Origin of the sequence: Rubrobacter marinus (assembly GCF_011492965.1) — a bacterium.
GTDB lineage: Bacteria > Actinomycetota > Rubrobacteria > Rubrobacterales > Rubrobacteraceae > Rubrobacter_F > Rubrobacter_F marinus.
Window position 1 is genome coordinate 15,566 of record NZ_CP045122.1, and the last position, 17,920, is coordinate 33,485.

Annotated in this window: 21 protein-coding genes and 1 pseudogene; 10 read left to right on the plus strand and 12 right to left on the minus strand. The window is 66.2% G+C overall.

Annotated elements, in window-relative coordinates; translation table 11 throughout:
- Window positions 1-9 precede the first annotated feature (9 nt).
- The 7 genes from GBA65_RS21335 to GBA65_RS21360 form a co-directional block, all read right to left on the minus strand.
- Window positions 10-438, minus strand: coding sequence for a hypothetical protein (locus tag GBA65_RS21335; RefSeq protein ID WP_166398660.1), 429 nt, complete (start codon window positions 436-438; stop codon window positions 10-12).
- 152 nt (window positions 439-590) lie between these two features.
- The gene (locus GBA65_RS21340) at window positions 591-1,178 is read right to left on the minus strand and encodes a TraM recognition domain-containing protein (RefSeq protein ID WP_166398661.1); all 588 of its coding nucleotides are present in this window, start codon (window positions 1,176-1,178) and stop codon (window positions 591-593) included.
- 189 nt (window positions 1,179-1,367) lie between these two features.
- A complete protein-coding gene (locus GBA65_RS21345; protein ID WP_166398662.1) occupies window positions 1,368-2,264 on the minus strand; it encodes a type IV secretory system conjugative DNA transfer family protein in 897 nt (298 codons plus the stop codon).
- A complete protein-coding gene (locus GBA65_RS21350; protein ID WP_166398663.1) occupies window positions 2,261-2,689 on the minus strand; it encodes a hypothetical protein in 429 nt (142 codons plus the stop codon). The genes GBA65_RS21345 and GBA65_RS21350 overlap by 4 nt, the downstream gene beginning before the upstream one ends.
- A gap of 996 nt (window positions 2,690-3,685) precedes the next feature.
- On the minus strand, window positions 3,686-4,012 hold the full coding sequence (locus GBA65_RS26945; RefSeq protein ID WP_407691134.1) for a DnaJ C-terminal domain-containing protein: 327 nt from the start codon (window positions 4,010-4,012) through the stop codon (window positions 3,686-3,688).
- A gap of 130 nt (window positions 4,013-4,142) precedes the next feature.
- Entirely contained in the window at window positions 4,143-4,418 is a 276-nt protein-coding gene (locus tag GBA65_RS21355) for a J domain-containing protein (protein ID WP_166398664.1), read from the minus strand.
- Window positions 4,419-4,590: 172 nt separating this feature from the next.
- Window positions 4,591-5,988, minus strand: a complete 1,398-nt coding sequence (locus GBA65_RS21360; RefSeq protein ID WP_166398665.1) for a GAF domain-containing protein — start codon at window positions 5,986-5,988, stop codon at window positions 4,591-4,593.
- Between the two features lie 427 nt (window positions 5,989-6,415).
- Between GBA65_RS21360 and GBA65_RS21365 the strand changes: the two genes are divergently transcribed.
- The gene (locus GBA65_RS21365; RefSeq protein WP_166398666.1) at window positions 6,416-6,625 is read left to right on the plus strand and encodes a hypothetical protein; all 210 of its coding nucleotides are present in this window, start codon (window positions 6,416-6,418) and stop codon (window positions 6,623-6,625) included.
- 64 nt (window positions 6,626-6,689) lie between these two features.
- On the opposite strand, the gene GBA65_RS21370 is transcribed toward GBA65_RS21365, so the two are convergent.
- Genes GBA65_RS21370 through GBA65_RS21380 form a run of 3 tightly spaced genes read right to left on the minus strand, consistent with a single transcriptional unit; the run spans window position 6,690 to window position 9,158 of the window.
- The gene (locus GBA65_RS21370; protein WP_166398667.1) at window positions 6,690-7,769 is read right to left on the minus strand and encodes a hypothetical protein; all 1,080 of its coding nucleotides are present in this window, start codon (window positions 7,767-7,769) and stop codon (window positions 6,690-6,692) included.
- A 13-nt stretch (window positions 7,770-7,782) separates the two neighbouring features.
- A complete protein-coding gene (locus GBA65_RS21375) occupies window positions 7,783-8,433 on the minus strand; it encodes a DUF4228 domain-containing protein (protein ID WP_166398668.1) in 651 nt (216 codons plus the stop codon).
- A complete protein-coding gene (locus GBA65_RS21380; RefSeq protein WP_166398669.1) occupies window positions 8,430-9,158 on the minus strand; it encodes a hypothetical protein in 729 nt (242 codons plus the stop codon). Before GBA65_RS21380 ends, GBA65_RS21375 begins: the two co-directional genes overlap by 4 nt.
- A 159-nt stretch (window positions 9,159-9,317) precedes the next feature.
- Between GBA65_RS21380 and GBA65_RS21385 the strand changes: the two genes are divergently transcribed.
- The 9 genes and pseudogenes from GBA65_RS21385 (at window position 9,318) to GBA65_RS26955 (ending at window position 16,668) form a co-directional block, all read left to right on the plus strand.
- The gene (locus GBA65_RS21385; RefSeq protein WP_166398670.1) at window positions 9,318-10,220 is read left to right on the plus strand and encodes an SDR family oxidoreductase; all 903 of its coding nucleotides are present in this window, start codon (window positions 9,318-9,320) and stop codon (window positions 10,218-10,220) included.
- Between the two features lie 47 nt (window positions 10,221-10,267).
- Window positions 10,268-11,128, plus strand: a complete 861-nt coding sequence (locus GBA65_RS21390) for a glycosyltransferase (RefSeq protein WP_166398671.1) — start codon at window positions 10,268-10,270, stop codon at window positions 11,126-11,128.
- A 70-nt stretch (window positions 11,129-11,198) separates the two neighbouring features.
- Window positions 11,199-11,540 carry a glycosyltransferase gene (locus GBA65_RS26950; RefSeq protein ID WP_407691135.1) on the plus strand — a complete coding sequence of 114 codons (342 nt, stop codon included), beginning with the start codon at window positions 11,199-11,201 and terminating at the stop codon, window positions 11,538-11,540.
- Between the two features lie 1,060 nt (window positions 11,541-12,600).
- The gene (locus GBA65_RS21395; protein WP_166398672.1) at window positions 12,601-13,515 is read left to right on the plus strand and encodes a replication initiator protein A; all 915 of its coding nucleotides are present in this window, start codon (window positions 12,601-12,603) and stop codon (window positions 13,513-13,515) included.
- 64 nt (window positions 13,516-13,579) lie between these two features.
- The gene (locus GBA65_RS21400) at window positions 13,580-14,020 is read left to right on the plus strand and encodes a DnaA N-terminal domain-containing protein (protein WP_166398673.1); all 441 of its coding nucleotides are present in this window, start codon (window positions 13,580-13,582) and stop codon (window positions 14,018-14,020) included.
- A gap of 76 nt (window positions 14,021-14,096) precedes the next feature.
- Window positions 14,097-14,948, plus strand: a complete 852-nt coding sequence (locus GBA65_RS21405; RefSeq protein WP_166398674.1) for a GGDEF domain-containing protein — start codon at window positions 14,097-14,099, stop codon at window positions 14,946-14,948.
- Window positions 14,949-15,442: 494 nt separating this feature from the next.
- The gene (locus GBA65_RS21410; RefSeq protein WP_207956400.1) at window positions 15,443-15,598 is read left to right on the plus strand and encodes a hypothetical protein; all 156 of its coding nucleotides are present in this window, start codon (window positions 15,443-15,445) and stop codon (window positions 15,596-15,598) included.
- A 159-nt stretch (window positions 15,599-15,757) separates the two neighbouring features.
- Window positions 15,758-16,357 (plus strand): annotated as a pseudogene (locus tag GBA65_RS21415) (sigma-70 family RNA polymerase sigma factor); the annotation flags it as partial.
- 116 nt (window positions 16,358-16,473) lie between these two features.
- Window positions 16,474-16,668: a sigma factor-like helix-turn-helix DNA-binding protein gene (locus GBA65_RS26955; protein ID WP_407691136.1), complete on the plus strand. Its 195-nt coding sequence runs from the start codon at window positions 16,474-16,476 to the stop codon at window positions 16,666-16,668.
- 365 nt (window positions 16,669-17,033) lie between these two features.
- Here the strand turns inward: GBA65_RS26955 and GBA65_RS21420 are convergent, their stop codons facing one another.
- Both GBA65_RS21420 and GBA65_RS21425 read right to left on the minus strand, forming a co-directional pair.
- Window positions 17,034-17,285, minus strand: coding sequence for a hypothetical protein (locus tag GBA65_RS21420; RefSeq protein ID WP_166398677.1), 252 nt, complete (start codon window positions 17,283-17,285; stop codon window positions 17,034-17,036).
- Between the two features lie 171 nt (window positions 17,286-17,456).
- A complete protein-coding gene (locus GBA65_RS21425; protein ID WP_228282054.1) occupies window positions 17,457-17,909 on the minus strand; it encodes a PIN domain-containing protein in 453 nt (150 codons plus the stop codon).
- Window positions 17,910-17,920: the final 11 nt, after the last annotated feature.

Here is a 17,920-nt window from a genome sequence, read left to right on the forward strand (position 1 = left end):
TGGTTTGCCTTAGCCGCCTACGAAGCTCGCGGCGGCGGCGAGGATGCCGCCGGCAAGGGCGACGATGAGGAATCCGCCGATGGTTAACCCGACGACGCGCTGGCCCTTCTGCTGGCGTTCCCTGTTGGCCCCGGCCGTCATCATCAGGCCGCCGCCCCACAGGATGCCGCCCGCGGCGACGCTCCCCGCGAGCCCGATCCCCCACAGAACGGCGTTGTCGATGGTGCCCTTTATCTGTTCCGGGCTGCCGCCTAGGGGACCGGTATCGATCTGCGCCAGGGCCGGGTTGGCGCCGAGAAGCGCGGCCGCGGTCAAGAGCAGGACCGCCGCCAGGAACGGGAAAAAGAGGCGCGGGGCGCGCGCGGCCAGGCTCGTGCCCGAGTTGAGCGGGCGTAGGGACCGGAACTTCCGCGCCGCACGCCCATGGTTTTTGTTCACCGTCGTTTCTCCTTCGGTTCGGTTTGCGTCAAGGTGGCGTCGAGGGACCGGTTCGGCCCCCGTCTGGCCCATCGTCGCCGCGCGGGGTAGGCGGCCGGGTTTGGGGGTCGTGCGCGCTTCGCGTCCTCCTTTCGTGGGGGTCACCCTCGGCGTCATCGCGCGGCTCCCCCAGGGCGTGACCCAACGGGCTCGTTCGGGGCGGGGGGGTTCGCGGAGGCGGGTTCGGGGACCGGGAGCGCTTCGACCACCATCGGGTCGAGGAGGTTACCGTCCGTGGCCGTCTGGAGGTGCCAGCGTGAGCGCGGGAGCTTCTTGATCTCGTCGATGGACCTGCGCGGCCTCAGCACGGTTCGGGTGCCCACCGAGTAGCTCCCGTGGCCCCCGTAACCCTTCGTGTGGCGGACGTCCTCGACCTCGACCTCGGTGGAGCCGATGATCTTCTGGGCTATCTTGGCGTCCTTGTCGCCGAGGCGGCCGGAGAAGAACTTGTGGGTGGCGTTGTTCTCGAGGACGTCCTGGAGGGGTTCGGAGAGCTGGGAGAAGCCCTGGTAGGCGACGTGCACGGCGACGCCGTACTTGCCGATGCCGGTGATCCAGCGTTCGAAGCGCTGGGCGGCGCGGCTGTTGGCGCGCCCGAGGATGAGCTGCATCTCGTCGAGGTACAAGCAGACGGGATGGCGCACCTTGCGCTTCTCGAGGTCCTGCATCACGCGCATGAGGAACCAGGTAGCGAGCGTCATCGAGGGGACGTCGCCCACGTCGGCGGCGGGGATGTCGCAGAGGATCAGCCCGCCCCTGTGGCTGGCCGCCCCGACGTCGATCTTGGCTTCTTCGGGCCCGGCGTGAGGACGTGCTCTATGACGTCCCGTCCGAGCATGTCGTCCAGCACGTTGTAGAGGCCGGCGGTCCTGTCCTCGCGGTCCTTCGGGTCAGGCGCAGGTACTTGTTTTCGAGCCAGCCGCGCGTCCTTTCGTCCAGGGTCTCCAGCTCGGCGGAGAAGGAGCCGCCCCATTCGCCTGGACGTGCAGGTCCTCCATGAGCCGCTCGTCGCTCTCGAGCCAGCGCCAGATGATCGCAAGGTCGGGCTCCACGCCGTTGGCCCTGGCGTAGGCGTGGGCCGCGAGGACCAGCTTGCGCAGGATCACGGTGTTGGTCTTCTCGTAGTAGACGTTGTTGGACGCGGAGATCGCCTCGAGCGTGGCCGTGGCCTGCTCCGCGAGGTCGGACGGCGTCGAGCCCGCGCCCACAAGGGGTTCCACTTCTCGGTGGCCGGATCGGCGGGTTGAGGTAGTGCACCGCCCCCCGAGTGCGTCGGCGAGCGCCAGCGCCCTGGACCCCAGGTCGCCCCCCGTCTGGATCACTATCACCGTGTGGTGGTGTCTGAGGTCCTGCTCGATCCACGGCAGGATCAGGCTGGTCTTTCCCTGCCTGGTCGGCGCAACGATCTGCACGTGCATGCACCGGTCCGCGAACGAGAGCGAGACCAAGGGCTTGGCCGCCCGGGTGACCCGTCCGCCGTCCACACGCCTTCCCACCGCTATGACGCCCGGGCGCCTGTCGAGCTTGTGCCCCAAGCCGTTCAAGGCCCGCGCGCCGTGCGCGAGGGCCAGGTTGGTCCCTATGGTGCCCGCGGCCAGCGTCCCCAGGATCGCGGCCGCCCCGATCCCTATATACAGAGGATCGGTGGCGTAAGGGAGGAGCTCAGGGAGGGTCTCGCGTCCCCACTCGACGAGCTCCTTCATCGGCTCCTCCAGGGGATTAACCGGGGCGAGCGCAGGGGCGTCGGGGAGCCCGGGAGCAGACGCGCCTGCGCCCCCGCCCCTCACGACGTCGTCCCCAGTCGGGAAAGGCGCTCAGGGGCGGGATCGTTCTCGTACGGGGAGCCGAGCACCTCGCGTCCGCAATCCGAGATCGCGAAGGCCAACGTGCTCTGCCCCGTCCGCCCCTCCTCGACCGTCGCCAGACCGGCGTCCGTCAACCTCCGGAGGGCCCTGAGGAGCACCACGTCGGGCAGGCCCGTGACGTCGCGCAGCGCCAGAAAGGTAGCGCGGCTCACGGGGGCCAGGGCGTCGAGGACCGTGAGGAGGGCGAGGGACCGGTCGTGTTCCCCGGGGGGCAAGGCCTCCGCCTCGGGCGGCGTAGTCGGGGCCGGGAAGACCGGCTCGGCGTCCGGGACGCCGGCCGGATGGTGGGTGAGGGTTTCATGGCGACCGAACGTCCGGAGGATCGCCTCGAGCACGCTAAGGAGCATCCTCGGCCTCCTCGGGGTCGAACGGCGGCGGAGCCGGGCGGGAGGGGCGTGATGCCGACCTCCGTCGCCCCGGACTCGACGCGAGAGCGCGCGGGTCTCGTGAAAGGAGGGGGTTGCTCCGTGGGTCGGAGCGGACCCCGCGCGGAACTCGTTGAGTTGGGCCGCACCGGTCCCTCCATAAGGAACGCGGCGGGGCTGAAGTGGTCGCGCACCCCGACGGGGCGACGGTGCGCGCCGTGCGTTGGGGCCGGCTCAAGGAGCATCGGTCCCCGGGCTGGCGGAGGAGGAAGAACGCGCCCGTGGCGGGCACGGCGTGCATGGCTCGTCGGGACGCGGGATGCTAGTATGCGGGTTCGTCAAGGCCGGGGCCCCTTCATCTCTGAGCGGTGGTCTGTAGGTCTTGGTTGGGGCCGGTCCGCCCTTAGTCGGCGAAAACTAGGAGGACGGACCGGCCGTCTTCTACTCTTTCACTTCGGTTACCCGCGGCCTATGGCGTCACCCCCCTTCCAGGCGTCGTTTCGGCTCACGCGGCCCATTGTCCGGGAGGGCGAATCGTTGATCTATGGGCAATCGTGCTAAATCCGTTGCCCAAAAAACGTAGGCAATTGCCTATGGGTTGCCCATAAAACGGCCGAAATTGCCCAAAAATTACCCAGAACCGGCGGTTTGAGGATGGCGCGCGGTGGGAACGCGGCGCGGGGTGATCATCGATGCATGCGTGCGTTCTCCGGCCGGGGAACGCGCAGCCCGATGCTGCGACGGGGGGAGGGGCTCTACGGCTCGCGCGAACGGCGCAACAGGTCCGCGCGCACGTCCTCGTTTCGCTCCTCGGCGAAGGCGTCGAGGATCTCCCGCTCGCGCCTGGTGAGCTTCTTGGGCACGACCACCCGCGCTTGTGCGACCAGGTCGCCATAGCCCCCGCCCCTTGCTTTGGGGGGCCTGCGCCGCGCACCCTGAGGCGCCGGCCGTCGTGGGTGCCGGCCGGTAGCTTGAGCTTCACCATCCCCCGGCGGGCTTCGGAACCTCGACCTCTGCCCGGTAGCGGCTTCGACGAAGCTGACCGGCAGCTCGAAGTGGAAGTCTTCCCCCGACGCTCGAAGACGGCGTGTTTGGCCACCTGCGTGACAACGAACAGGTCCCCGGCGGGCCGCCGTTTCTTCCCGCGCTGCCGCGGCCGGGGACCCGAACCTTCATCCCGTCCTTGGCACCGGCGGGTATCCTCACCGTGACCTGGCGGCTGGTCTGCACGCGCCCGGCCCTCGGCACGTCGGGCACGCTGCCCCGCTGCCGTCGCCGTTCCCCCGCACGCCTGGCACGTCTCATCGAGCGGCACGGCGACGCGCGCCGTGACGTCCTCCAAGACCTCCTTGAACCCGAGGGCGACGCGCACCGTCAGGTCCTCGCCCCGGACGGGGGCGGCGGTTCGTTGCGGGCACCGAACGCATGGTCGAAGTCAAGGAGATCGGCGAGGTCGGAGTAGGGCGCCCCCATGCCGTTGGGAGCGGGCCGGGGTAGCCGAGCAGGCCGTCGTCGTAATCGCGACGCTTTTGGGGTCGGAGAGGATCGAGTAGGCGTGCTGGACCTCTTTGAAGCGCTCCTCGGCCCGCGGGTCCTCGAGGTTGGCGTCCGGGTGGTACTCCCGGGCGAGCCGGCGGTAGGAGCGGCGGATCTCGTCTTGCAACGCTCCCCTAGAGAGCCCGAGCACCCCGTACAGGTCCGTTGTCGCCATACCTAGAACCTTAGCCAAGCGCCGCCCGTAACGCTACCTTGCGCGGCCGCTACGGGTGGAGAATTCTGGGCGGTGCATCCCCCGCACCCGGCGCCCGTTTGCGCCGCGGCGTGTGGGGACAGGCTGCGGTCGGAGCCGGGGCGTCCTCCGAAGGCGAGGGGTCGCGGCGGGATCAGGCGGGGTCGTCGGGGTGCGCTATGCCGAGGGAGAGGGCCTTCTCGACCGTATCGTTGTAGGAACGCGTGCCGAACTTGGCGTTGAGGCTCGCGACCTGGTTGCGAACGGTGCTGGTGGAGCGGCTGAGGACCTGAGCGACCTCTCGAGGGGTCATGCCCGCGGCTAGACGGTCGAGGACTTGCTGTTCCGCGAGCGTGGGCCGGGGCAGGGGCGGGGGCCGGAGCGACCGCTCCCACGGGCCTGAAGGTGGGCGAGCGTACGGTCTGCGCCGGCGAGGCGCGCCGCGACCGCGCGGGCCAGGTCCTTCGCCAACTCTTCGTCCTCGGGGTAAAGCGTCGGTCGCTCGTGGTGCTGTAGAAGCCGATCGCCCCACGCGGCCATGTTCGGCTTCGAGGGGGACGCCTATGTAGGAGCGCACCTGTATCTGCCTGAAGATCGCCAAGGCCTGGTTGTCGCGGGCGGCGGCGCGGCGGATTCCGTCGTCTATCTCCTTTAGGCGACAGGGCTTGCCGGTCGCAAGGAGTTTCGGGGTGCCGTAGGAGGAGCCGTAATCCAGCGGGAACTCGCGGAGCATGCTCTCCGCCCACTCGTCGGCGGTCGGCCGAGCGTCGGCGTGCTCGACGGCGACGCGAACGATGGTTTGTTTGGCGTCGGAGGGGACGAGGTCCACGAAGCACCAATCGGCGATGTCGGGAACGGCATGGCGGGCGATGCTCTTGAGCGCCGCCCGCGTGGTGATCGCGACGGCCGCCGCTTGGCAGGCCTCGGCGGAGTAGCCGAGCCGGTACTCCGCCGCGCGCCGTGCCCGTTTCTCGCGTTCGGCGCGGCTGCTTCCCTCGCGCAGCCGCATCTGCTGCTCGGCGTCGCGCCGGACGAACGCGGCGGCCAGGTCTGCGGCCTTTTCCATGAAGAGGATTTCGTCGGCGGAGTAATCGCGGCTTCTGAGGTCGTGGACCGCCAGGACCCCCCAGGAGGAGGTTCCCTCGTCCGTCCCGCCGATGGCGGTGGTGATGCCGCTCTTGATGCCGTGATCGCGCAGGTAGTCGTTGGGGAAGCGGTTCTCGAAGACGTAGTTCGTGGAGAGGGTCTCGCCGGTTCGCACGGCCCACCCTGCGTGCGTGCCGTGGCCCAGAGGGCTCTCGTCATCGAACGCAAGAGGGAAGTTGTGTCGGGCTCGTGAGACGAAACCGCCGGGGACGAGCTCCAGAACCTCGGCGCTACGCGCCCCCATAGCCTCGGCGACGCGCACCGCCAGGGTCTTGAGAAAATCTGGTAGCGGCCCGACGAACCTCGCGAGGCTATCTAGGGCGTCGCACAGAGCGGGCGGGAGTTGGGGCTGGCGGCGTATGCTTGTTACCGCGCTCGGACCCGGCCGTCGGCCATTCTCTGGCAATACCTTTTGAGTTCGGTTAGGGTCTCGTTGATGCCGCAAGGGCTTCCTCCTCGTTGCGTCTCCGGGCGGTCCTTCTGGTTCGCACACCAGAGCTTGGGCCGCCCGGCCCCTCTTCAATGGCTAAGAGATCACTCGTGTTCCTCGTCTCGTGCTTGACTGAGCGGGCAACCGCGGGAACTCTTGCAAGCTCTCCGAATCTTGCGCCGAGGACAAGAGAGCCGACTGGCCCTCGAACAGGCATGCTTCGACCCTCCGATGCGCCGATCTCGCCATGACCGCGGGTTGCGTGTTCTGGTACCCCATCCAAAAACCACCCTCCTCGCCCTGTGCTCGGGTCTATAAAGAATAAAATAAACTCAATCTGTAATGAAATCAAATTTGTTACACGGGGGTGATTGGCTGAATGTTTGTGGGGCTCGGCGTTTTCGTGACGGGTTCAGAGCGTGACAGGATCGTCGTCCTGCGCCTTGGCTCTGCGAAGCGCCGTCACCACCGACGGGTCCAGACCGGGGAGTACCTCCTCGTCGAGGAGATCAAGGTCTGCTGCTGCGGCGTAACCGAGTTGAGCCCACTTCGGCTGGCGAGCGGCGTCGTGGCCCGCCCGACCTCTTTGGAGGGCGTGCGCGGCTGGCCGTAGCGCCGTAGGCAGGGGATCTGACGCCAAGGTTGCTCGTTCGGGGAGCTTCGTGGGAGCTCGTTCATCAGGGTGGTGTAGAGTCGATCGCAGTCGAGCAGAGCCTCCGGTCCGTACTCGTTGGCCTGCTTGGAGTTGGCGACGACGAGCTCGAACACCTTCTCCGCGCGAGCTTCCTCGCTTGGGCTGAGGCGCAGGACGGGATCCCTGGCGGCGCGTCTGATGTGGTCGAGGGTTGCGCGCCAATAAGCTCCCCTCTCTGCCCCAATTGCAGGCGCAGGTTGTCCCTGATGTCCCTTAGGCGGCGAAGGAAGCGTTTGTGGTCGTCCAGGCCTTGATCGGTGGGGCTGTGCTGGTGAGGCGAGACGATACCCAAGGTCCAGAACACGCCGATAGCGCAGAATAGGGCGTTCTCTGTTGATACTTGCCACGGGGCAAGCAAATGCAACGTGTGGTTTGCGGCGAACGATTGCAGGTAGGCCCACGCCAGCTGGTCGGCCGCCACAAAGAAGAGGCCTAAGTGACCGAGGACGAAGTAAGCCAGCCGTCGCCTGTAGGGCGGGTCGGCTCCTTCGGCCCGGGCAAGCAGGTAGCTTCGCAGGACCACCGCGGCCATGAGACCGGCGTAAAGCAGGCAGGGCACCACCAGCAGCGCCCGGTAGGTGAACGCCTCCGGCGGCAGGTCGTGGAAGAGTCCCGTCATCGGGAAGGGGTGACTGTAGCCGAGTGCGAGGGCGGACACCCAGCATATCGGGAAGACCACCGCGGAGGATTTCAGTAGAAGCTCCAACAGCGGGTTGTTGGCCGCGACCGGGATCGATCTCGTCACGTCGAACGCCAGGTAGGTGAGCGCGCCCATGGTCCCTATCTCCTCCAGCATGTGCAGGGTGGGTTGCCAAGGCTTCAGGGGATCGTACAAGCCGGAGAAAACGAACACGGACACCGTCAGGAATACCCAAAGGCCCGTCAGGCCCGCGGCCCTGTACGGCCCATCCCACATGCTCCTGGCCCTGCGGTAAGTCCATGCACGTATCGCGACGAAAACGGCTAGGCCGGTCAGCGCCATGGCGACCTGGTTGGGCAGGTAGGGGCTGACGTTGAGTAAGCCTACGACGGGCGTCGACACCGAGCCGGGGAACCAGAACAAACGAGCAGCCTTTCTAGCGTTTCAAGAACAGCCTCTCTCGGAAGTAGGTGCGGGGGCCATAAGCGCCGAAGGTCCTCAGGTGCTCGGCCCACGAATCGGCGTCGGCCTCGCACCAGCGGAGCAGCCCCTCGCGTAGGGCCGCGCTGTGCTCGCAGGCCGCGAGATCGAAGGGCGGCCTACGGCTCGTGAATCGCTTCTCCGGCAGCCAGAATCGCACCCGGCCGCTTTGGTCCTCCTCCTTGGGCCGCAGCGGAAGGGGGTGCGCCGCCACGACGTGGGCCAGCTCGTGGTACATGACGTCCGCAAACTCCTCGCGATCGAGGTCCCGGGGAACCCAGATCTCGCCGCGGTGCGTGCCCTCGATGATGCGTATCGAACCACGTATGCCTTCCTGGAGCATCCGTCTGCACCAGAGCTGATCGTCGACGGTCACGACCTTGAGCTCGAGCCCAAGGCGGCTCTGAAGCACGTCGCGCAGATCCTCGGGCTCGTAGTACCGCCCGGCGAGTCCGAGCTTTTTAAGCGCCGGGAATACCTCTGCTTCCGTGAGCGGGGTCCGCGCGGGCCGCTCGGAATTGAACTGCTCGTCCAGGTAGTCGGCGACGTAGCGCACCATAGGCTCGGCGCTACCGCCGCCGCGTCCTTCGAGCCTTCCAAAGATCATCTCTTATCCGGTTCCTCGCGCCCGCGCAGCTGCTCCATGAGCACCATCACGATGTCCTTGTCCGAGTCGCGCAAGCCCAGGCTCTTGTGCAGCAGAGCGTAGTTTCTGTCGTCCTTGAGCGCCTCCGCGAGATCCGGGTTGAGTACCGGTCTTCTGCTCCCCCTGCCGAACCAGTAAGAGGGGTCTATGTCGAAGGCGTCCGAGAGCGCCAGAAGCTGTCCGCGTGTCGGGTTCTCGAGGTCGTCCCCGCGCATCCGGCGCACCTCGTCCTCCGAGAGCCTGCCCTGGGTGAGAGCGGAGATCTCGCGGTTGGTGTAGGGCTCGCCGGTCGTCTCGTTGCGCACCTCCTCGAAGAGCCGGTTGAGGAGACCAGCGAGGGAGGAAGAAACAGAGGTCTCGGGTTCTTCCTCGTTGCCCGGCGCTCCGGGAGGCGAATGCATAGACCGTTCCGGCTTTAGGTAAGTCCGCGCGTCTCGTTCCCAGTCCTCGGGCTCCTCTAGCCACAACTCGAACGGCGCGCCCATGACCTCGGCGATCTTCTTCAACTTCTGGACGCCGGGATTATCGATGCGACCCTTGCGTAGAGCCGTTACGTAGGAGCCCACCACGTACTCGTTGGTCGCCTCCTCGAAGTCCTTGCCCCTCCAAGCACGTCCGGACGGGTGCGGATACAGACGTAGCATCTTCTTGAAGCGCTCCGCGTAGTACCTGCCTTGGCCGCCCAAACCGTCCTCCCGATTCGGAGAAACCGACGCAAAGGCGCCGGTTCGTAGTCGTAGGGCGTCTGAGTCGTAAAACTCAGACCACAATTCCCTGCTTGCAGAATAGTACCCCTCCCCCTGCGAACGCACAATGCGTGCCCTGCCTCTGGTAGGCTTCCGCAGATGCGCGAGAGCGACGACAATCGGCCGCGCGCCGTGGTCGTGACCGGCTCGTCGAGCGGCATCGGGCGGGCCTGCGCCCTCGTGCTCGACCGTATGGGTTATGCGGTGTTCGCCGGGGTGCGAAAGGTGGAGGACGGAGGAAGCCTGGCGGCCGAGTCCTCTGGACGGTTGACGCCCATCGTCCTCGACGTGGAGGACGATGCTTCAATCCGATCGGCCGCGGAGACGGTGCGGTCGTCCCTGCCGCGGGGGACGGCGGTTTGGGGTCTGGTGAACAACGCGGGGATCTCGGTGACGGGGCCTTTGGAATTCCTGGACCTCGCCGATCTGCGCCGCCAGTTCGAGGTGAACGTCGTCGGCGCCCTGGCCGTTACGCAAAGGTTTTTGCCGCTGCTGAGGGAGGCGAGGGGCCGCATCATCAACGTGGGCTCCATTACGGGGCGGATCGCGGTTCCTTTCAGCGGGCCTTACTGCGCTTCAAAAGCTGCCCTCGCGGCGATGAACGACGCCCTCAGGGGCGAGCTCCAGCCCTTCGGCGTGCGGGTGGTGCTCGTGGAGCCCGGGAGCTTCGACACTCCGATATGGGAGAAGTATGCCTCACGCACGGATCAAGCCTCGCAGGACCTGTCCGAGGCCGCGCGGCGATTGTACGGCCCTTCCGTGAGGGCCTCTCTGGAGGTTGCGAGGCGCCGCGGCGCCTCGAGCCCATCGCCGGAGATCGTGGCCCGCGCCGTGGCGCGGGCGCTCTCTTCCAGGAGACCGAAGAGCCGCTACGTCGTGGGCGTGGACGCCAGGATCGGCGTGCTGCTCGAGAGGTGCGTTCCCGCCCGACTGCTCGATAAGGCCATGGCCCGCTACCTGCGGCTGCCGCGCCGAATGGGCGGACCCCGCGAGCAACGTTGACGTCGCGATTTGTGGGCGACCTAACGAAGGAGGGGTAGAGTTTGCGGGTGAGCATCGTCACCGGCGGATCCCGCGGCGACGTCCAGCCCTACGTGGCGCTCGGCAACGGGTTGGTCGGGGCGGGGCACGAGGTCAAGGTAGCGACCTACGCGCCGTTCGAGGGCTTCGTGAGGGATCGAGGGCTCGAGTATGCCCGTTTGAGCGGCGACCCGACGCGGATCGTTCGCACCCTCCAGGAGTGCGGGCGCGACCCGGTGTGCATAGCGCGCCGGTTTTTCAGCGAGCTCGCCCGGTTCGTCGAGGACAACGTCGGGGAGTGCATGGAAGCGTGTAGGGGGTCCGACGCCGTGATCTACACGCCAATCGGGTTTGTGGGCTCGTTCGTGGCCCAGAAGCTGGGGGTGCCCGCCGCGAGTGCCGTCCTACAACCGCTGATCCCGACGCGCGAGTTCCCGAGCGTCATCTGGCCGGAAGCCAAGGTCGTCTCCAACGATCGGCTGCGCGGGACCTACAACCGTCTCACCTTCTCCTTGACCGAGCAGGGCTTCTGGCAGCTGTTCCGGTTCCTGGTAAACGGTAGGGTTACGAGAAGACTGGGTCTTCCCCACCTACCGCCCCTCCCGACATACTTCCACAAACTGCGCCAGAGGAGGGAACTCGCGTTGTGCGGTTGGAGCCCTGCGGTGCTTCCCCCACCGCGCGACTGGGACCCCTGGGCGCGCGTGACCGGGTACTGGTTCCTCGATCGCTCCGAGGAATGGCGCCCCCCCGCGCACCTCGAAGACTTCCTGGAGAGCGGCGCCCCTCCCGTGTGCGTGGGGTTCGGCAGCATGAGTATCCGAGACCCGAGGATCACGCAAACGATCCTCTCCGCATTCCGGTCTGCGGGCTCGAGGGGCTGCTCGTAGGCGATTGGGTCGGCCTGGAAGGTGGCGACCTCCCCGACGACGTGCTCAAAATCGAGGAGGTGCCCCACGAATGGCTCTTCCCAAGGGTACGGGCGGTCGTCCATCATGGGGGGCGGGGACGACGGGCGCGGTCCTGAGGGCCGGCATCCCCTCGATCGTCGTACCGTTTCTAGTCGACCAACCCTTCTGGGGCCGAAGGATCGAGGCCCTGGGCGCGGGCACGGCCCCCATCCCCCGGAAACTTCTCTCCGCGGGGGCGCTGGCCGATGGTCTCCGACGTATCGACAGCGACGCGAGCATCCGGACTCGAGCCGCCGGTATCGGAGAACAAATCCGAGCGGAAGACGGGGTGCAACGCGCCGTTTCCCTGTTCGAGCGGTACGTCGTGCGCGGAAGGGAAGCAACCCTTTAACCCCAACGTAGCGTAACGTGCTCCCCGTCCCAACACTCATCTCGTCTTACGTAGCTAACCTTCCGTGCATCCGAGCGTGGTCACCGAATGTCTGTCCATGGGGCAGGAGTGAACTTCGGTTCCGAAATATATTGCAGCATTCGCTGATGTGATACAGTGCCCGGCTAGTAAGAAAAAGCGCACAAAACAGGGCGGCGGTGCGCCCCCGCCAAGGATCGCGCACACCGCCGCCGCCAGCCCCATCTTAGCACGGGCTGACGGCGCCCGGACCCACGCCGCTAGGGTTTTTGGAGGAGGTTCCTTGGCGGCGGTCTTCTTGTCGAAGGTGACTAAGTGATTTCTGGCGGCCCGTGGAGCGGGCCCTCAATCGGTAGTTTTGTGTTACGACCCTTTATGCCGTGTCGGCGGGGCACCTGGGTACAAGACCCCGCGACTCGGGAGGGACGGCGAGCAGGACGGCTACGTGTAGTAAACGAGCGGGCAGCGAGGATTGGCGCTGCTCGTTGGCGTGAGACCTTCCGGACGCGGTTGCGCGTCAATAGTGACCTCCCACGCAAGCTCGCCTCACGACGCACGGCACTTCGCGTAGAGAACTCGTGGCGAGAACAGCCGAATAGTGACCCCACACGCAAGGGAATGGTGACCTCTCCCGCAAGGTCAAGAGCCGAGCATCGAAGCGTTCCCGTCGAGCTTCTGGTCGAATACTCGGACCCCACACGTGAATTACCTGCAGATCGGCGTATTCACGCCGGACGCCGCAGGACGGGGGGTTGGCCACGAAGTGGCTGCGGCCAATACAGACCACCCACACAAGGAATAGTGACCCCTCGCGCAAGCAATAGTGACCCTACACGCAAGGGAATGGTGACCCTCTACGCAGGCAATAGTGACCCTCCTGCAAGGGAATAGTGACCTCCCACACAAGGAATAGTGACCCCTCGCGCAAGAGCTCCTCGAAAACCACCTGCAAAACGGCATATTTTTTGCCTTCTAATTGGGCGTCCCTGTTGTATGTATGTATGTTTAATGTTCCTGTTGTTTACAGGAAAGGGGGAGGAGGATGGGCCTAGAACGGGCGGGTGTGGCAGCGGAATCCCGAGAGCGCCAGCCGGAGATGGTAGCGCTGGAGCTCAACCTCGAAGAGTCGTACCTATTCTCTGGATCGCCCGACAGGATGGCAGCGAAGGTGCGCGAGTACACGCACGCGATCCAGCTTCCCAATGGGAGGCCTGGTAAGAGGACTTTGCGTTTCACGCCTTCGGCGGAGTACGGCGACCTGGACGCCTTTGATCGCGACGTGTACGTCGCGATGATCTTCCTGGTGCAGATGCACGGGGGGATGCCGGCCGATGGCAAGGTGTCCTTCAGCCTCTACGAGCTAGTGAAGATCCTCAACCTGCCTCACAAGGGGCAGAGCTTCCGGAAGGTGCGCGAGTCGATCCTCAGGCAAAACAAGCTCCAGATCGACGGGGAGATGTACTCGAAGGAGACTCGCAGCTACGAGAGCGAGCACTTCTCCGTGTGGCGAGTTCACTTCAAGGCGAATCTGGACAAGTACGGTAGGGCGAGCGAGCACCACACGGTCACGTTCGACGAGGTCATGGTGAGGAGCTACCAGGCTGGCTACATCAAGCAGCTCGACGCCAACTTCTACTTCTCCCTCGACAAGAAGCACGCGAGGCCTCTTTATGGGCGCATCGACGTGGGTCGAGAGGGCGGCCTTATGTGCGAGTTCTCCCTGTCGGACGTCAAGGAGGCGCTGTCCATGGCGGCCAGCTATAAGGCGCCGTCGCAGATCAAGAGGGCCCTCGGGCCTGCGCACGAGGAGTTGCTCCTCAAGGGGTTCTTAAAAGACGTGTCTTACCCCAGGATGGGGTGGTGCGCTACGAGGTGGCGAAGGAGTTCGAGGACCTTAGATCGCACTCTTCCGAGCGCCGGTGGAGCGTGGAGGAAAACGCGGCGATACGGGCGCTGATCCGGAGGGGGTTTGGGCCAACGTCGCCCATAATCTCGTGGAGGAGCAGGGGGCGGCGACCTGTATGTTCTACGTTGACGGTCTCCAGTATCAGGAGAACGTGCGCAACCCCGGCGCGTGGCTGAAGAAGTTTATCGGCGAGCAGCTGCCACTCCCCATCGAGCCCCCGCAGCGCAAACTCGAAGAAGCGGAGCTGGCGCCGAGCGCAGCGGCGTTCGACATACGCCCGGAGGCGCCCGAGCCGGTTGCGGATCCCCAGGCCGAGGAGCTTTGGGAAGAGGTCCTGGCGAGGTCCGCCGAGGAGATCGACGCGCCGTCCTGGCGGGTGTGGTTTGAAGGGACGGTACCCGTCGCGCTCGGCGATTTGTTGCTGACGATCAGCGTCCCCAACTCCTTCGCCGAGGAGTACATATCAGGCCGCTTCAAGGAGACCCTGGAAAACCACCTCCGGGACTTGCGCGGTGAAGGTTGGTCTATCCGCATCGTCGTGGTCGGTCGGGAATAGAGTCGGTGAGGAACCAGGCGTGTGGTCTTCTGGGGCTGTGCGGCGCTGAGTTCCTGTCAGTTCTTGCCGGGGCCACATGACCGTCGAACCCTTCGGACAGGTGGGCAACTACGGAGCGCGGCAGGAGAGTTACTGGCTGCCGTCACGAACCGAACGCCGCCTCAAGGCCTTCGCTGCGGTCCTGGCCAGCACCCACGCCCCGCTGCTTGCCCTGCTGGCCCACGGGGCCATCTCCTCGCTGGTGGGCTTCGCCTGCCGCCGACCTGCGGGTTCTGCCCTGGCGGTTACAGCGGGCGCCACGGTCCTCGGCAGCGCCGTCTCCCTGCGCGAGCTCCGCCGGCTCGATCGCGCGGTGCGTTACCTGGTAGAGATATCCAGCAAGGACCTCCTCACCGGCGTGTACAACCGCCGGGTGGGCGAGGAGAGGCTCGCTGGGGACCTCGCGCGTGCCGCCCGGGACGGCAGGAACATGCTGCTCGTCGCGCTGGACATCGATGGCCTCAAGGGGACGAACGACTCCTTGGGCCACGCCGCCGGCGACGCCGTAATCAAGCGTGCCGCGGACGCCCTCAAGCGCAACCTCCGCGAGGGCGACTGGGTCGCGCGCTGGGGCGGGGACGAGTTCGTCTTGGGGCTCTGGGACATCGCGGACCCCGAGACGGCGACGAAGGTGCTCGAGCGCGTCTCCCGTGAGCTCAAGGAGACGGCAGAGCCTCCCCCCCACTCCCCGGGCGTCGCCGCGGAGCTGCCGGGACCGCCGCGCCCGTCCTTCAGCGCCGGCGTCGTAGTGTGCAAGCCCGGGGACGCGCCCGATCGCTGCCTCGCCCGCGCCGACGAGCTGCTCTACCAAGCCAAGCGCCGGGGCCGCGCCTTCGCCGTTCGGGAAGCGGACCGTCGGGGCTCCCGGCGTGAGGGTCCGCTCCCGTGAGTGCCACATATCTACATAATACTTCAAGGTGTGATGTTCCTCTCCTCGTCCTTCTCCCCCACCTCGCCTCCTCCGTGTTCGGCCCTTCCTGGTTCCGTCCGGGTTCTCGCGGGAATTTTGTCTGGATTTGGTCCCCCGCTCATTTTTTTGTGTACGCTTTTGTTCCTTGTCTGTGCTTGTTCTCTTTTGGCCTTTTTCGGTGCGTCAGGCCGACCCTCCTTGGCAGCGACCCTCTATGTATTATCTGTACATACCAAGTCATCTCCGTATATCAGCGGAGGACTGTGCCACGTCTCGGAGGCCTCGTACGGACCGGACCTGACGATCCTGCTGCAGATGGCCGCGCGCATACACTACAGCGAACTCGCGGCGGGGCGGGTCCCGGAGGAACGCTTCTGTATTGGCATGAGGAGGTTTGCCGAAGCTCCCTCCCCCACCAGGGATGCCCCGATACAACGGACAAAAGTGTGTATGTATTATGAGGAATAAATACGATGGAAGACTCCGCGGTGGGGCTTTTGGTTTGGGCGGGCGTGGCGTTGGTAGTCTTCTCGCTCGCGGTGCGCTTCGCGGTGCGCCTTGTGGTCAAGCTCCTGATCCTTGGCGCATTGGCGCTTGTGGCCGTGGCGTGGTTCGCGGGGTCGGGATGACGACGGCAGGCCGGACCAGACCGGTATTCGGCGCTACACCCGCCGCTGTGTCGGTCGTCGGCTCTCAGCGTCCGGGGTGACGCTGTTTCGAGACCGGCGGGAGCGCAGCGAGCGGGCGAAGGCGGCTACCGAGGGCCCGGTGGGGAGACTGAAATAGACGTGAAAGAAAAAGTTCGGTCGGGGAAGGGCACGACGACCGCTCGCGGGGACGGGGACCGCCCCGGCGAGGGAACCTTCGACGCCTACCTCTCGCGCGTCGGACGGCGGCCCCTGTTGAGCCACGAGGAGGAGATCCGTCTCGGGCGGGCGGCGAGGTCGGGGTGCCGGCGCAGCCGGCACCTCATGGCCGAGAGCAACCTCCGCCTCGTCGTCGCGGTGGCGAAGAAGTTTCGAAACCGCGGGCTCCCCTTCGAGGACCTGATCCAGGAGGGCAATGTTGGACTCCTGAAGGCCGTCGACGAGTTCGACCCGGACATGGGCTTCCGCTTCTCCACCTACGCGACCTGGTGGATCCGCCAGGCGGTGCAGCGGTCCGTCGCCGACAAGGGCCGCGCCATAAGGTTGCCCGTCTACCTCACCGAGCGGGTGAAGAAGCTTCACGCAGCGCGCACGGAGCTCATCTCCCGCACGGGCCGCAAGCCGGAGCCCTCGGAACTGGCCGGGCACCTCGGGATGGACCTCGAGGACGTCGAGGACACCCTTGCCCTCCCCACCGAACCCACGAGCCTCGACGCCCCGGTGGGCGCCGAAGACGGAACGCGCGGCGGGACGACCGTGGTGCAGATGCTCGCCGACCGGGCCGACGAGGTACCGATCCCGGAGGTTACGGGGGAGTTCCGAACGTCCGCTGGCAGATCGAGGCGGCCCTCCTCGGCATGGAGGACGAGCGGCTCAGGCTCGTCCTGGTCCTGCGCTACGGCCTCGACGGGCGCGACCCCAGGAAGCTTCAGGAGGTCGCGCAGGAGATCGGCACGACCCGTGAGTATGTCCGTCGTCTGCAACGCAAGGGCCACGACCTCCTCAGGCGCGAATCGGGCCACCTAGCCCGCCTTCTCGAAGATGTTTCTTGACCCATAAACTCTCGCGGAGGTCACGTCCAAGGAGAGCGTCGTGCAGGGCCTCGAAGGCGAGTGCCCCCGCTCCGTGCTCCGCGACGCCTTCCCCTCCCCACCGAGAGCGTTGTCCTCGATCGCCGATATGGCCTCGACGGCCGAACCCCCGCCGACTCACAGCCGCGTCTATGCCGCGGCGTCCTCGGCCCTCCCTTTCCTGCGCCTACCATCACTAAACGTCCATTTCCCTGCTTTTATAGTATCTATGGTTAAGGCCCGTACTGTGCGACCTCCTCCAAACGGCGCAGACCGTTAGCGCACACCGCTCTCCTTGCAGCTACTGCCTGGGCATACGGTTTGTCACTAGCCGAGACGGTCCCCGCTCACCTCTCGTCGAGGCGCTCGCGCAACTCCGCGAGCGCCGCGTCCGGGTCCGTGCCCAGCGCGCGGTGCCACTCGGCGAAGGTGGCCAGGTCATCGGCGAGGCTCTCCGGGCCGAATCCGGCGAGCAGCTGGCGGTCCCGATCCGTGAGCGCGGCCTCTTCCCCGCCGGCGGCCTCGAGCCTCATGACCGCCAGGATGCGCCTGGTGGCGGCGAGGGCCTTCGCCTGGTCTTCGGTCCGTTCGGGATCCATGCTTCCCGTGTTACCCCGGACATGCCGGGCGCATGCCTGCGACGAGTCGTCGCCATCCTGCCATTGTATGTCCTATCTGTCACATAGACGTGCGCCCACGGGTGACGGTCATCGAACTTCCCCTGCTCATTCCCCCGTAGTACAAGGGGCAAGAGACCACGCCTGTAGGTATTATACTGACCAAACTATGGACGTCGGCTCGAATGCGGGGTCTAAGGGGTTCAGGAACCTTACGCCCTCGAGCACGGCGCCGGGGTTGAAGTCCTCGCTCAGTACGGCGTCGATCTGCCCTAAGCGGGCGGCGGCCCAGACCTGGGCGTCGTAGTAGGAGAGCCCGTGGTCGCGGACCCCGCGAAGCGCCTCGAGGACGACGGGTCCGGTCAGTGGGAGCACGGGAAAGGCGAGCAAAAGGCGCTCGACCTCCCGTGAGATCGCCCCGGGGTCGGGCGCGGGCCTCAGCTTCCTCAGGCGCACGTTGGCGTACTCCGAGAGCGCCTGGGCCGGCAACGCCGCACTCCCCGCCCCCACCGCGCGCCTTATCGTCTCGCGGGCCCGCTCCATCTTGGCCGGATCGCGAGGATCCACCGAGTAGACGAGCACGTTCGTATCGAACAGGTAGCGCAAGGCGGCGGCGG